The following is a 14147-nucleotide window of genomic DNA, read 5'->3' on the forward strand; positions in this document are numbered from 1 at the left end:
GACCGAAATCATCTCGATCACCGTGCGATCGACGTCCTCGGAGAAGAACATTTCTCCGCTCCAGATCGCGAGATCGTAGAGGCGATCGTTGTTGGAGGCGTATTCGAAGTCGATCAGCAGGATCGAACCGTCCTCGCCGATCAGGAAGTTGCCGGGCATCGGATCGTTGAAGCAGGGCACGAGGTCGATGCCGGAGGCCTCCAGGGCAGCCCGTGCGAGGCGCGTCTGACGGGTGAGCCAAGCCTGATCGGGCGGCAGCAGCGCGCCGAGGTCGACGGCCTGACGGTCGTGCTCGTCGATCATGTCAAACACCGTCTTGGTGAGCGGCAGCAGAGGCGCGTCGTGGAAGCGGCGGTAGAGGGCAATCGCCTCGCTGCGCACGGCCGCGTCGGCGAAGTCGCGGTTGGTCGAGGGCCGGCGGCCCTCCACGAACTCGGCGATCTCCACGTCTTCCGCGTCGAGATAGTCGAAGGTGCGCGGGCCGAGGCCGATCGCCTCCGCCTGCCGGCTCGCGGCGCGGGCGGCGGCCCGATCGATGAACATCTCGGTGCCCCGCCCGGGCATCTTCACGAAATAGGGGTGCGCCTCGCCCGCGACCTCGACGCGCCAGTTCGTGTTGCTGATGCCGCCCAGGACCGGCCGATAGCGCATCGGCCGCCCCTGCCACGGGGCAACCCGGTGAAGGGTCGCCTCGAAGGCTCGCTCGGCCTCGGTGCGTCCGCCTCCGAAAGGGATCATGCCGCGCTCCTCACAGCGTCCTCAGGGTTTCCTCGAAGTCCGGGCGGCTGACCCGCGTGCGGCAGCGCAGAAGTCGCCAGCTCGCATATTTCCGGAACTCCAGGCTGCGCCGGGGCGAGACACGGTCCATCGCGAGCGCCCGCAGACCCCAGTACAGATCATCGGCGGCGGCGTAGGCGCGGCAGCGGCTGAACACGTCCGCCCGGCAGGTCCCCTCAGCGATTTCGATGCCAAGTCGCATCTCGCTCTCGAACGGACAGGCCTCGTTGAGGAAGGCGCCGAGCTGATGATGCGGATCGGTATCGCAGGCCATGTCGAAGTCGACGAGGCGCAGCGCGCCGTCCGGCGCGAACAGCAGGTTGGAGGCGTGCGGGTCGGCGTGAGCCGGACGGCACCCGGTCCCGGCGGCGGCGAGCGCCGCCTCGATGGCGTCGCCCCAGTCGAAGAGGAACCACGCATCCGGCGGCAGGTCCGCCGGCAGGGTCTCGCCCTCGGCGCCGAGAGCCGCGCGCAGGGTCCGGATGCCGTCGAAGACGCTCCACCGGCGGCCGAACGGTGCGCCGGCGCCGATGCGGTCGAAGGCCCCGATCACCGCCGTCATGGCATCGGGCTGGCGCAGGCGGTCGAGGGAGGCCGGGCGCCATTCGGGGCCGAGGCGGCGGAACAGGATCGCCCCCTGTGCCTGCGCCAGATGCAGCGGCTCGGGGCCGAGCCCCAGCGCGGCGATCCGCGTCGCGGCCTCGAACGCGGCGGCGGGGTCGATGAGAGCGGCGGCGGCCGGTTCGGTGACCTTGAGGAAGTAGTCCGGGTCCGCATCCGGCGCCGGCGCCACCAGGAAGGTGGCCGACTCGACGCCGTGGTACGACGGCGACGCCGCGCCCGGGCACGCCACGCCGTAACGGACCGGCCGGTTCGCCAGGAGAGGGATCGCCGCGAGAGCCTCCTCGGCCAGTCGCTCGTGAGCGCCGTCGGGCGCGCCCGGCGCCTTCACCGGACCTCTCCCCCGGTGCCGAGGGCCGCGAGACCCTCCGTGGCCAGCAGCATCAGCATGTCGGCCAGGACCTGGGTGCCGAAGGCCTGATCCTCCGGGGCGGCGAACTCGGTCGGATGGTGCATCACCCCGTCCCGGCAGGGCACCGCCAGCACGATCGCCGGGCAGACCGCCGCCAGGCTGATCGCGTCGTGGCCGCCGATCGTGTCGAGGGGCCGGGGCGGCGCGTCATTGCGGGCGCCGGCCCGCTCCGCGAGCCGGACGAGGCCGGGATGCATGGCGCCCGCGGGCCGCAGATCGATGGCGCGGACCTCCGATTCGACGCCGGCCCGCGCCGCCGCCGCGGCGATGAATGTCCTGAGCCGTGCTTCTGCCTCCTCCAGGATCGCCGGCGCGCCGGAGCGCAGCTCGATGAACAGCACCGCCTCGCTCGGGACGGTGTTGGGCGAGTTCGGGAAGACCTCCAGCCGCCCGACCGAGGTGTGCAGGTCGAGCCCGTAATCGGCCACCATGTCCTTCAGGTCGGCGATCAGGTAGGCGGCCGCCAGCAGGGCGTCCCGGCGCTCGGCCATCGGGGTCGGGCCGGTATGGGCCTGCCGGCCGAGGAAGGCGAGGCGGTACTTGGTGGCCCCCCAGTAGCGGGTGAAGGCGCCGAACCGCTTCCCCTCGCGCTCCAGCACGGGGCCGCCCTCGATGTGGAGCTCGATGAACGCGTCCGGCACCGGGACCGTGTCGGTCCCCGCATAGCCGATCGCCGCCAGGGCCTCGTCGACCGCGATCCCGGCGCCGTCGCGCCGCTCCAGGGCCCAGGCCAGCTCGGCCTGGCCGGCGAACACGCTGCTGCCGAGGAGGCTCGGCTGGAAGCGGGCGCCCTCCTCGTTGGTCCAGTTGGCGACGACGAAGTTGCAGGCCGACCTCAGCCCGCGCTCCGCGAGGGACGCACGCACGGCACGGATCGCCTCGCAGGCCGCGACGACGCCGAGGGCACCGTCGAAGCGGCCGCCATTGGGCTGGCTGTCGAGGTGGGAGCCGACCATGATCGTCGGCGCGTTGCCCCCGGCGAGATCGACGCGGCCGAACTGGTTGCCGATCCGGTCGACCTGCGGCGTGAACCCGTTCCCCCGGAACCAGCCGCCGAGCCAGTCGCGGGCGGCGCCGTCCTGGGCCGAGAGCGCGAGGCGCGTCATCGACCCGTCGCCGCCGCCACCGAAGCGCGATACGGCGTCCATCATCCCGTGGAGGCGAGCGGCATCGATCCGCACGAAGGACGGCGACGGTGTCTCAGGCATGGAGCACATCCACGTTCAGGTGTCGGAAGGCGTCGGCGAAGTCGCTCGCCAAGGGCGCGTTGGTGACGAGCGTGTCGACGTCGCCGAGACCGAGGGTCCGGATCGTGCCGAGCCGCCCGAATTTCGAGCTGTCGGCCAGGATCACCGAGCGCCGGGTCTGCTCGACGGCGGCGCGGCGCAGGACCGCTTCCTCCTGGCCGAGATCCATGAAGCCGTGCTCGCGATGCACGGTCACGATGCCCATGACGGCGAGGTCGTAGACGTGCTCGCGCACGGCCGCGACGGTGCGGTGGCCGAACAGCCCGCGGTAATGCGGCTTCATCTCGCCGCCGAGCACGGTCACTTGCGATTGCGGATCGTCGGCGAACAGGGTGGCGATGCCGATGGAATTGGTATGGATGGTGATCCGCCGGCCGACCAACTGCCGGGCGAAGGCCAGGGTCGTGGTGCCGGTATCGATGAAGACGGTCATGCCGTCCTCCACCAGCGCCAGGGCGGCTGTCGCGATGCGCGCCTTCTCGCGCATGCCGACGCGCGCCCGCTCGTCGAAGGGCTGATCGTCCTTCTTCTGGTCGATGACGGCGCCGCCGTAGACCCGGCGGGCATGCCCGCGCATCTCAAGGTCCCGCAGGTCGCGCCGGACCGTCTCGGTGCTGATTCCGAGGCGGCTCGCCAACTCGTTGACCGATACGCGACCGTCGCGCTGCAACTCCGTCAGGATCAGTTGCAGGCGCGGCTCGGTTATACTCATCGGCGTCCGTCTCCCCAGGGTTGTAATCCCTCGTGACGGGACGCAACCTAGGAACGGGTTGGCATGGTCCTCGACGGGCCGCAATTCATCGGACTGCGTCATCTGTTAACCTGCAGCGTCGGCGTGGACCGGCCGCGCGCCGGGAGCCGTGACGCGGTGGCAGGCGGCGAGCGCGCCCGCGCCGCGCGTCACGAGGTGCGGCCCCTCGGCCGCGCAGGGCGCGAAGGCGCGGGGACAGCGCGAGCGGAAGGCGCAGCCGGCCGGAAGGTCGATCGGGCTCGGCGGCTCGCCGTCGAGGAGGCACTCCTCGGGGCGGTAGCGGCGCTCCTCCAGGGTCGGCATCGCCGACAGCAGGGCCTTCGTGTAGGGGTGGCCCGGATCGAAGAACAAGCGCTCGTTGTCGGCGAGTTCCACGACCTCCCCCAGGTACATGACGGCGATGCGGTTGCAGGCTTTGCGCACCATCGCGAGGTCGTGGCTGATGAAGATGTAGGTGAGGCCGTGTGCCCGCTGGAGCTTCTCGAACAGGGCGAGCAGCCGGAACTGCTCGGTCTGGTCGAGCGACGAGAGCGTCTCGTCCATCAGAAGTATCTCGGGCTCGAGCACCATCGCGCGGGCGACGTTGATGCGCTGGCGCTGGCCCGCGGACAGGCCCACGGGCAGCGCGTCGTAGAGCGCGGGGCTGAGGCCGACATCGTTCATGACCGCGCGGACGCGCTCGCGGATACGGCCGGCATCCCGCCATCCGTGGGTGCGCAGGGGCGCCTCGAGCATCGCGCCGATGCCGGTGCGGGGTGGCAGCGAGTTGAACGGGTCCTGCAGCACGAGCTGGAGCTTGCGGCGGAACCCGAGGAGTGCCGGTCCCGCGAGCGGCGCGATGTCCTGCCCGTCGCACAGGATCCGGCCGCCGCTGGGGCGCTCCAGGCGGCTGAGCAGGCGCATCAACGTCGACTTGCCGCAGCCGCTCTCACCGACCACCGCGAAGCTGTCGCCCTTGTGGATGTCGAAGGTCACGTTGCGCACGGCGCGGAGCGCGCTCGTCCCCGCGAAGGTCCCCCGCTCCCGCACCCGGTAGGTCTGCGACACGTCCTCCAGGCGGATGACCGGGCTCGATTCGGACCGGTCGCACGCAGGCTCGCCGGTGCGTGGCAACGCGGGGGAGCGGGTCCAGATGGTCGGGATCTGGGCGACCAGGTCGCGGGTGTAGGCGTGCCGCGGCCGCGCGATCAGGGCCTCGGTCGGCTGCTCCTCGACGAGGCGGCCGGAATCGATGACGAGCGTGCGCGACGCGGCTTCCCGGGCAACCGGAAGCGACGAGGAGACGAACAGGATCGCCGTCTGGAAGCGCTCCGTGAGCTCGCGCATCAGGCGGATGACCTGCGCGGCCACGGTCACGTCGAGGGGCTGGGTGACGTTGTCGGCGACGAGGAGCGCCGGATCCGAGATCATCGCGTCCACCAGCAGCGCGCGCTGCATCATGCCGCCGGAGAACTGCGACGGGTAATCGTGGAAGCGCCGAGCGGCGGAGGGTATCCGGACCGCGTCGAGCAGCGCGACGACCCGGCGGCGCGCCTCCGCCGCCGCGACGGCGGGATTCACGGCCCGCATCTTCTCGGCGATCTGGTAGCCGACGGGCAGCGTGGGGTCGAGCGCGCCCATCGGGTTGGCGCCGACATAGGCGATCTCCCGGCGCAGGGGCCGCATCGCGCGCGGGGCGAGATTGAGGATGTCCTGCCCGCGGAAGCGCACCGTCCCCCGCGCCGTGAGCGGCGGCTCGAGGCCGTTGACCAGGGCCTTCGCCAGGACCGTCTTCCCCGCGCCGGTGGCGCCGACCACGCCGACGATCTCCCGCGGCGCGACGTCGAACGCGATGGCGTCGAGGATACGGCGCCCGGCGACAGGCCCGGCGAGGTCGACACTCAGGTCGCGGACGGACAGGACCGGCGGCGTGACCATCAGGCGCCTCCGTGGATCGCGTTGCGCGCGCGCTCGCACGCCGCGCCGATCAGGTTGAGGCCGATGAGCGTCAGGCCGAGGAACACACCCGGCATGGTGGCGATCCACCACGCGTTCAGCAGATACTTCCGGCCGTCCGCGATGATGTTCCCGAAGGTCGGCGTCGGCGGCTGCACGCCCAGACCGAGGAAGCCCAGCGTCGATTCGAAGATCATCATCCGGGCGATGTCGAGCACCGACGTGAACAGGATCGGCGGCACGAGGAGCGGCGTCAGCAGCGTCAGCACGATCCGGGCATGACTCGCGCCGGAGACCTGCGCGGCCCGGACGTACTCGCGACCGCGCTCGGCCATCGCGACGGAGCGCATCACGCGGGCGTAGACGGGCCAGTTCGACAGCCCGAGCACGAGGATGATGGCGGGGATCGTCGGCCGGGACACGCCGAGCACGGCGATCGCCAGGATGATCATGGGGATCGAGAGCTGCGCGTCGGTGATGCGCATGAGCACCGCGTCGGTCCGGCCGCCGACATAGCCCGCGACCATCCCGAGCGCACAGCCGATGACGAGGGTCAGCGCGGTCGAGGCGACGCCGATCAAGAAGGAGTAGCGCAGGCCGATCAGGCAGCGGACGAGCATGTCGCGGCCGATCTGGTCCGTGCCGAGCGGGTGCGCCCAGCTCCAGTGCGGACCGGCGAAGAGCGGCGGCAGCAGGCGGGCGCGGACATCCATCTTGCCGGGATCGAGGCCGCTGAGCTCGGGATAGAGGACGGTGGCCAGGACCAGGACACCGAGCAGACCGAGGCCGATGCGGAACCCGGTCGCCCGGGCCGCCCGTCCGAGGATACGGCGCCCGATTGAGCGGGAGCGTCCCGTATCGACCGGGACGGACCCGAGGGTGAGGCTCGACTCGACGCCCATCAGTAGGCGAGCCTCGGATCGATGATCGTGGCGGCCAGATCGACGAGGATGTTGATCACGACGAAGATCGCGCTGGTGACGATGGCGATGCCCTGGATCAGCGGGAAGTCGCGCTGGAGCACGGCGTTGATGGTGAGCAGGCCGAGTCCGGGATAGTCGAGGATGTATTCGACGATGATCACGCCGCCGAGCAGGCTGGAGAACTGGACGCCGAGGAGATTGAGCAGCGGTACGGCGGCGTTGCGCAGGACATGCGCCCCGACGATCCGCGTCTCCGTGAGACCGCGGATGCGGCCAACCGCGACATAGGCCTCGCCCATCTGGGCGGCCACGGCGCCCGAGAGGGTGCGGATCAGCACCGGCGACAGTTCCACCGCCAGCACGATGGCCGGGAGGATCGTGTAGGAGAAGCCCCCGTAGCCGACCGCCGGGAGCCAGCCGAGCTTCACCGAGAACAGCAGCGCGAGCACGATCGCGAGCCAGAAGTTCGGCAGCGAGATGAAGATCGACGAGACCGCGAACGCGAACCTGTCCGCGAGGCCGCCCGGTCTCAGCCCCGCGGCGATGCCGACGAGCGACGAGAAGGCCAGGGCGAAGGCCAGGGCCAGGGCAGCGAGCTGCAGCGTCATCGGCAGGGCCTCGCCGATGAGGGCGGCAACGGGCGCGCGCTCGGCCCGGGTCGCGTCGTCGAAATTCGCGCCGCCCGTGGCCGCGCCGTTGGCGGGCCGCACGAAGCTGTGGCCGAGGTCGCCGCGCACCACCTGCCCGGCGTAGCGGCCGAACTGGACCAGGATCGGATCGCGCAGGCCCATCCGGTTGGCGATCTGCTCCACGAGGGAATCCGGCGCCATCCCGCCGACCATCAGGCGCACCGGGTCACCCGGAACGACGCGCAGGAGCGTGAAGATCAGGAGCGAGACCAGGGTGATGATGATCGCCCCCTGCGCGAGGCGCCGGGCGAGGAAGCTGAGCACGAACATCGGGCGATGGGGCTACGGGTGACGCGCCGCCGGAGGCGGCGGGGATGGGGTGCAGATCAGGCCGTGCGCGCGGCGTCGATCGAGCCGTCGGGATAGATGAAGAGGCCCTTCAGGTCGGCCTGCATCGCGTGGATCATCGCCGAGGTGAAAAGCGAGAGGGCCGGCGCCTTGGCGGCCAGGAGCGGCATGGTCTCGGTCTGCAGGATCGTCTTGCGCGCCTCCAGGGTCGGCGCGTTCCGCTCCTTGTCGAGGCTCGCGTCGACCTCCGGATCCTCCAGACCCGTGATGCGGTGCGAGGACGCGTGGAAATGCGTGCGCAGCACCAAGTCGGGCTCGGGCGATCCGGTCGACCAGCCGCAATCGATCATGTGGCCCGGCCCGCCGCCGGGGCGATGATAGAGGCGCTCGTTCCAGGCCGCGGGTTCCAGCACGGTGAGGGTGACCGGAAAGCCCTGTTCGTTCAGCATCGCGGTGATGATCTCACCGTATTCCTTGGTCTTCGGGTAGAAACCGACCGAGGTGATGTATTCCAGCGGCGGCAAGCCCTTCCCTTTCGGGAAGCCGGCCTCCGCCAGCAGCGCCTGCGCCTTGTCGGGGTCGTAGGCGGGATAGTTCTTCAGGTCGACATAGCCGAACTTCACCGGCGAGACGAAGTTCGACGAGGCGTGGCCCGCGGAGCCGAGGACATCGAGGATCACGCTCCGGTCGATCGCGTGGCAGGCGGCGAGGCGCAGGCGGACGTCGTTGAACGGCGGCTTGGAGCAACGGAACCACAGATACTTGTTCTCGACCGAGACGATCCGGCTGACGGCGATCTTCGGGTTGCCCTTGACGGTCTCGACCTGCTCGGGCTCCAAGCGCTCGACGATGGAAGCTTGCCCGTTCATCAGGGAGAGCATCCGGGTGGTCGAATCCGCCGTGAAGGTGAAGTCGATGCCGGGGATCGCCGGCTTCCCCTTGAAGTAGCCCTCGTGGGCCTTGAGCACCGTGGTGTTGCCGCGCTGCTCGACGAAGCGGAACGGGCCTGTGCCGTTGAGGCGCTTGGCGAGGACGCCGCCGGGGCCCTCGGCCACGTCCTTCGCCGACATGATCGGCAGGAACGAGGCCAGGAAGACGAAGAGGTGCGCCGGGTAGCCGCCCTTCGTCGTGTCGACGATCACCGTACGGTCGTCGGGCGTCGTGATCGTGAGCGTGTCGGTCGGTCCGGGATACCATTGCGCCGGTCGATCGGGCTGCGCGCCGTACTCGAAGGTCGCCTTCACGTCCTCGGCCTTGAAGGGCTTCCCGTCGTGGAATGTGACCCCGTCGCGCAGGGTGATCTGCAGGCGGTGCGGGTCGAGAAGCTTGATGTCGGTCGCCAGTTCGTAGACCACCTTGCCCGGATCATCGAGCGTCATCGGTGTGCGGGTGAGGAATCCCATCACGAAACCCTCGATGTTCTTCTGCGAGAGCGTCGTGTGGGCCGTCGGGTCCCAGTTCCCGGTGATGTTCTCCGCCGACAGGAAGACCAGAGGCCGCGCGCTCTGGGCGGAGGCCGAGGCGATCAGGAAGTCGGGGTTGATCTGCGCGCACGCGGCGATCGTACCGAGCCGCTGAAGGAACCGCCTGCGATCCATCCCGTCGCCCTCCACCTTCGAACCGACGACACACATCGGTCAAAAACCACACAGCAAGCCACGTGCCAGTGTCGTGCATCGCCGAAGTACGGCGGACTCGCGATCATCGCCGCGCGTAGACGCGACGGTGCGTGACGTGTGAGCACCGTGCTCACAGAGTAAACACGCTGCCGATTATCGGTCCGTTGGCACCGAAGATGCCCATGCGGTGAGCAAAATCGCCCTCGACTTCATGTATCGAGCCGATCCGAGACGCGAACTCGCGAATATACAACGCAAAGTAGACGGTTTTCCGGCGTCTTCAGCAAAAGTAGCGGGATTAAATCGCAGTTCCACCATGACGGGCCGATGCCGCCCTCTCGCGCTCAACTGTGGCCGAAACATCTCGACTCGGTCAGACTCCACAAAAACCATGCACGCCCCATTGACGATGCAGAATCTCTCATGACACGTTGAGGCAGCGATGAGCTCGGACCCGCAAGAGTAGCGGTGTCCTTCGGCGAGACCGGATTCGGCTGACGACCGAACCGTGATCGGCCCGTCATCGAGAAGGCGCGCAGAACGCCGAACCAGTCACACCACCGGCACCGAATGGGTCCCGACGGCTCCCGGCCGCTCGGCCTGCCGCCCCGCGGCCGGTCCGCGCCCGGGCATGCGCCGGCCGGACCCCCGAACGGAGATCACGATGATCGGGGACATTTCGCGCTTCGCCTCACCATCCGGGACCGGCGCGGTCCTGGGCCTGCTCGTGCTCGGATCGGGCCTGACCGCACTTCCGGCCGCGGCTCAGACCGCGACGCCGGTGGAGACATTGAGCGACCAGACGCAGGCGCGGACGAACCCGGATATCGCAGCAAAGGCGACGTCGCCAATCCGCGTCGGTCCGCTCGCGCCTTGGGCGACCGAGATGGCGGCGGCCGGCTTCACCTTCGACATCAACATGTACGACTTCTACCAAGCCAACCCGTCCGCGGGTCTGCGCACGGGGCAGCAATCGAACTCCGCCTATTTCGTCCTGTCGATGACGGCGGACATGCAGAAGCTTGCCGGCATCGCGGGCGGCAGCATCAATTTCACCGAGACGCTCTTCGGCCTGGTGCGCAACCTCAACATGGCCGGCGATATCGGCGATACCACGATCGGGTATCAGCCGCCCTACAATCCGAACGACAACCGCCTGTCGCTCCTGACCTATCAGCAGAAGCTGTTGGACGACCGCCTCGTCATCGAGGTCGGCCGCACCCATCCGGGCCGCTATTACGCCCTGCCGCCCTGCAACTCGATCAACTCCTGCTTCCAGGACATCCTGTATTTCAATGCAGGCTGGACCTCGCCGCTCTACTCGGTCTGGGGGGCGAACTTCGCCTACAAGACATCGCCGACCACGTACATCCAGGCCGGCGCCTTCAGCGTGAATCCCGGAACCAACGTGCTCTCGGGCTACGATTGGGGCTATGAGCGCCTGTCGGGCGCCCTCGCCATGTTCGAGATCGGCCGCGTGACCGATTACACGCAGGAAGCCTATCCCGGACGCGCTTCGTTGACGGGTTTCTACAACTCGGCCGATCATGACGACAACTTCAAGACCGTCTTCGGCACGTCCAAAGGCCTCAATCCCGGCACGCCGGTCCTCCAGAAATCCGGGACGTCCGGGATTGTGCTGACCGGTACGCAGACCCTCTGGCGGGCCGATGGCGGACGCGAGGTCAATCCCCACCCGACCGCGATCTCGGTCTATACCGGAACCGGATATGCCTTCGATCCGACGATCCCGATCCGCTTCAACAGCTTCGTCGGATTGCTCCTGCAGGCGCCGGACCAGGGCCGTCCCCTCGACACCTACGGCATCAAGATCAACTGGCAGCGCCTCAACGAGAACTACACGCGCTTCCTCGCCGACGCGAATTTCATCTCGGGCGGGTCGGGCGCTCCCTTCTCCCGAGACAAGTTCGTATTCGAGCTCAATGCCCATTTCGCCATGCCGGGCGGCGTGATCCTTGAGCCGGTGGTCCAGTACCTCGTGAACGGCAATTCCTATTTCAATCCCTACACGGCGCGCCGCCCCAAGGACGGCTTCTACGGCGGCTTCACCCTGTCGGTCCCACTCGGCACCCTGCTCGGCTTGGCTCCAGGCTGAGGCTTGCCAATTCTGGCCGAGCGACCGGCTCGGCCAAACCCTCTCCGGCGACGGCGTGACAGTCTTGTCTGCCGCGCCGCACCGATTCCGGCCGCAGGCGAACATCGCTAAGGCGGCCGTCACACAGCGCCAAGCGCAGACGGAATGTCATCTGCCGCCGCATCAGGGAAAGGACAATGGAGAGGCAGGCAGCCAGCGCGGGTGGGGAGCATCATTGGCATCTTGAGCAGCCGGCACGATTCAAGCTTGCACATGTCCATGCCTCTGCGCGCATCACGGCGGAGCAGGCGTTCCTGGTTCATCCGGGCGCCACGATCTCGCGAACGATCAATGCCATGCTTCGAAATTCAGTCATCCTCTCGGGAAAGGCAGCTCAGCGAAACACGGCGGCCGGCTCGAGATCTCAGTTTGACCGGCGATATGGGTCGAGCCGATGTCCGTTCTGGAAATGTCGATAAGGCTTCAGAATAGCCAGGATGGGCGCCAAGTGGAATGTTGATCCTGCACGCGTGGGCGGTCAGGCGTGACGCAGTCTGGCCAAAGCAGCTGGTCGGCTGCCGGAAAGGCGCACTCAAAAAGCGGACGAGCTCTCAACGACCCATGTCGGCCCTGCGGGCAATCGTTAAGTCTTGCTGAAAGCAGTCATTCATTGGTCGTCCGGCAGCTTCGGCTGGGGGGAGATTGGCCGGACTTCGGTGTGCCCTGGGGTGACGAACGACCACAACCATGGGCATCGCGCCTGGCGAATAGTTAGCGCATCAGGAGCGCTCCCTGGATTCGGACCCGGCGTCATTGCCTGACGCCTGCGAGCTCTCCCGCCGTGATTACACGGTGCACGTCTGCGTCCGACAGCAGGCCTCCAGCCATTCTCCTCGCGGAGGCTGACGAGCTTGTCCGTTTGGTCACGGCCGACATGCTGGAGTATGCCGGCTTTCAGGCCATAGAGGTCCGTACAGCCGCCGAGGCGCTGGCGGTGCTTGAAGGACCGATCCCGGTGAGCATTCGGAGTACGGGACGCGGCATCGTAGGCGACGGTGTTGCCCGTGCCCACCTCGTTCATCGCCTTTGGTCCGATGTCGACATCATTGCCGCGTCGCGGGTCGGATCAGAAGTCGAGGACGAGTTGCAGCCGGGCACACGCCTGCACAGCAAGCGCTCCGACTTTGCAGATCTCATCCATGAGGTGGCAGCTGGCCTCGCACACGGTCAGGACGAGCCTTCAGGCGCTCCTGTGCTCCCGGGCGGTGTGCCAACCCCTACGGGAACGGAGATGGCACAGGGATGGGAGCCAACGCCGCCCCCACGACAGAGCCGGACAAATCGTAGCCCCCGCTATCATGGCGGCGAGACCTGAACGCAATCAGCTCGGCTGTCGCGATGTCCCCAACGAGGCGTGAGCAGAACCAGCGATGACGACCGCTTCTCTGCAGCGCCGTTCGTGATAGGAAGCGCAGAAAATCATCCTCAACAGCCGCTCGGCTCCTGACCTCAACAGTCATCCCGGTTCGCACGATCCAGTCATAGCGGCAATTATGCTGCGATATTTTTAATGTACATCCGCTTAAAATCTATTATATGTTGAAAACTATAGACTAAACAGCAGATCAATTTATCTATTTTTATACGGTGCGTAGACATGAATCATGCGTCGGAATTGCGACTGAAATATTTTCATTGATAGGGTCTGATTTGAATCGAAATTTTCGATCGGACTAAGTGTTGAGCTTGAGCGATCCGTCGATGAACACCGACATGAGGAGGATCGCCGACACGCCGAGCAGGCCGGCGTCGAAGGAACTCGTTGGGGTCGATGACGCTCACCGCGAGCAGATGAACGCCCGCTGCCCGCGCGATCCGAACCGCGCCCCGCGTCTTGCCGCTTAGCGCGTCGCGACAGCGACGCGCGGCGATGGATCGGTCGAGGCTTCGGGCTGGACCTTCGCGACCAGCGCCTCGACCTCATCCATGAAGCGGCGCACCGCATGCTCGGCCGTGCGCCGCGTCGGGTCGTCCGACGAGAGTGTTCCCGCTGCCGCGGCCAGCGCGATCGGCAAAACCCGCAGCGCCTCGCGGATCGACCTGCGCAAAACTTCGATCTGGTGTTGACGCGGTCCTGGATCCTCGCCCGCTTCGAGGGCGGCGACAAGGTCATCGGTCAGGCGCCGAGCGGCCTCGCCCTGGAGCATGATCGGAAGTCTTTGGATGCGGGCCATAGCGTCCTCTCAGCGTGCCAGAACGCGGGCGGCGCCCTTGGTGGTCTCGACCGCCTGGGACACGCTGCCCACCGCCTGCGCGATGGCGCCGATGTTCTGCGCGATCGCGCCGACCGCGCCGGCAGCATCCTGCATGTTGGCCGACATGTCCTGGGTGACCACGCTCTGCTCCTCCACCGCGGCTGCCGTGCGCACCACGTAGTCGCGCATGGTCTCGACGGAGGTCAGGATCGTTTGGAGAGATCCCACGACCTGCGCGGACACGGATTGCACGTTGCCGATCTCTCCGGCGATCTGATCGGTGGCGCGCGAGGCCTGGTTGGCGAGGTTCTTCACCTCCTGGGCCACGACCGCGAAGCCCCGGCCCGCCTCGCCGGCCCGGGCGGACTCGATCGTGGCGTTGAGCGCCAGCAGGTTGATCTGGCTGGCGATGTTCTGGATCAGGCCGACGATCCCGCTCATGGCCGTGGCCGTGTCGCTCAGCTTCTGGGTCAGGTCGCCCGCCGCCTGGGTCTGCTGATGCGCCTCGTCGCTCGTCGCGCGGGCCTTGCTCATG

At 67.7% G+C, this 14147-nt stretch carries 11 protein-coding genes; 1 reads left to right on the forward strand and 10 read right to left on the reverse strand.

Annotated elements, in window-relative coordinates; translation table 11 throughout:
• From I53_RS04620 to I53_RS04655, 8 genes are all read right to left on the reverse strand, one after another.
• Positions 1-738, reverse strand: a 738-nt coding sequence (locus tag I53_RS04620) for a choline/ethanolamine kinase family protein (protein WP_043347188.1), incomplete at its 3' end; no start/stop codon positions are given.
• 10 nt (positions 739-748) lie between these two features.
• Positions 749-1729, reverse strand: coding sequence for a phosphotransferase (locus tag I53_RS04625; RefSeq protein WP_043347190.1), 981 nt, complete (start codon positions 1727-1729; stop codon positions 749-751).
• Positions 1726-3018, reverse strand: a complete 1293-nt coding sequence (locus I53_RS04630) for a Zn-dependent hydrolase (RefSeq protein WP_043347192.1) — start codon at positions 3016-3018, stop codon at positions 1726-1728. The genes I53_RS04625 and I53_RS04630 overlap by 4 nt, the downstream gene beginning before the upstream one ends.
• Positions 3011-3769, reverse strand: a complete 759-nt coding sequence (locus I53_RS04635) for a DeoR/GlpR family DNA-binding transcription regulator (RefSeq protein ID WP_043347193.1) — start codon at positions 3767-3769, stop codon at positions 3011-3013. Before I53_RS04635 ends, I53_RS04630 begins: the two co-directional genes overlap by 8 nt.
• 105 nt (positions 3770-3874) lie before the next feature.
• Positions 3875-5725: an ABC transporter ATP-binding protein gene (locus tag I53_RS04640; RefSeq protein WP_043347194.1), complete on the reverse strand. Its 1851-nt coding sequence runs from the start codon at positions 5723-5725 to the stop codon at positions 3875-3877.
• Entirely contained in the window at positions 5725-6645 is a 921-nt protein-coding gene (locus tag I53_RS04645) for an ABC transporter permease (protein WP_043347196.1), read from the reverse strand. Before I53_RS04645 ends, I53_RS04640 begins: the two co-directional genes overlap by 1 nt.
• Positions 6645-7625: an ABC transporter permease gene (locus I53_RS04650; RefSeq protein ID WP_043347197.1), complete on the reverse strand. Its 981-nt coding sequence runs from the start codon at positions 7623-7625 to the stop codon at positions 6645-6647. The genes I53_RS04645 and I53_RS04650 overlap by 1 nt, the downstream gene beginning before the upstream one ends.
• Positions 7626-7681: 56 nt before the next feature.
• Positions 7682-9241, reverse strand: coding sequence for an ABC transporter substrate-binding protein (locus I53_RS04655; protein ID WP_043347205.1), 1560 nt, complete (start codon positions 9239-9241; stop codon positions 7682-7684).
• 685 nt (positions 9242-9926) lie between these two features.
• On the opposite strand from I53_RS04655, the gene I53_RS04660 reads away from it, so the two are divergent.
• The gene (locus I53_RS04660) at positions 9927-11378 is read left to right on the forward strand and encodes a carbohydrate porin (protein ID WP_043347199.1); all 1452 of its coding nucleotides are present in this window, start codon (positions 9927-9929) and stop codon (positions 11376-11378) included.
• A 1880-nt stretch (positions 11379-13258) separates the two neighbouring features.
• On the opposite strand, the gene I53_RS04665 is transcribed toward I53_RS04660, so the two are convergent.
• Together I53_RS04665 and I53_RS04670 are read right to left on the reverse strand one after the other, a co-directional pair.
• The gene (locus tag I53_RS04665) at positions 13259-13564 is read right to left on the reverse strand and encodes a hypothetical protein (RefSeq protein WP_251982217.1); all 306 of its coding nucleotides are present in this window, start codon (positions 13562-13564) and stop codon (positions 13259-13261) included.
• Positions 13565-13600: 36 nt separating this feature from the next.
• Positions 13601-14147 (reverse strand): methyl-accepting chemotaxis protein (locus tag I53_RS04670; protein WP_043347203.1); only part of this gene is annotated, 547 nt, incomplete at its 5' end.

Origin of the sequence: Methylobacterium sp. B1, assembly GCF_000333255.1 — a bacterium.
GTDB classification, from domain to species: Bacteria; Pseudomonadota; Alphaproteobacteria; order Rhizobiales; family Beijerinckiaceae; genus Methylobacterium; species Methylobacterium fujisawaense.

Coding starts and splice junctions, on each gene's coding strand:
- I53_RS04650 (WP_043347197.1), bottom strand. CDS start 7,625: ATGTTCGTGCTCAGCTTCCTCGCCCGGCGCCTCGCGCAGGGGGCGATC.
- I53_RS04635 (WP_043347193.1), bottom strand. CDS start 3,769: ATGAGTATAACCGAGCCGCGCCTGCAACTGATCCTGACGGAGTTGCAG.
- I53_RS04655 (WP_043347205.1), bottom strand. CDS start 9,241: ATGGATCGCAGGCGGTTCCTTCAGCGGCTCGGTACGATCGCCGCGTGC.
- I53_RS04660 (WP_043347199.1), top strand. CDS start 9,927: ATGATCGGGGACATTTCGCGCTTCGCCTCACCATCCGGGACCGGCGCG.
- I53_RS04645 (WP_043347196.1), bottom strand. CDS start 6,645: ATGGGCGTCGAGTCGAGCCTCACCCTCGGGTCCGTCCCGGTCGATACG.
- I53_RS04640 (WP_043347194.1), bottom strand. CDS start 5,725: ATGGTCACGCCGCCGGTCCTGTCCGTCCGCGACCTGAGTGTCGACCTC.
- I53_RS04665 (WP_251982217.1), bottom strand. CDS start 13,564: ATGCTCCAGGGCGAGGCCGCTCGGCGCCTGACCGATGACCTTGTCGCC.
- I53_RS04630 (WP_043347192.1), bottom strand. CDS start 3,018: ATGCCTGAGACACCGTCGCCGTCCTTCGTGCGGATCGATGCCGCTCGC.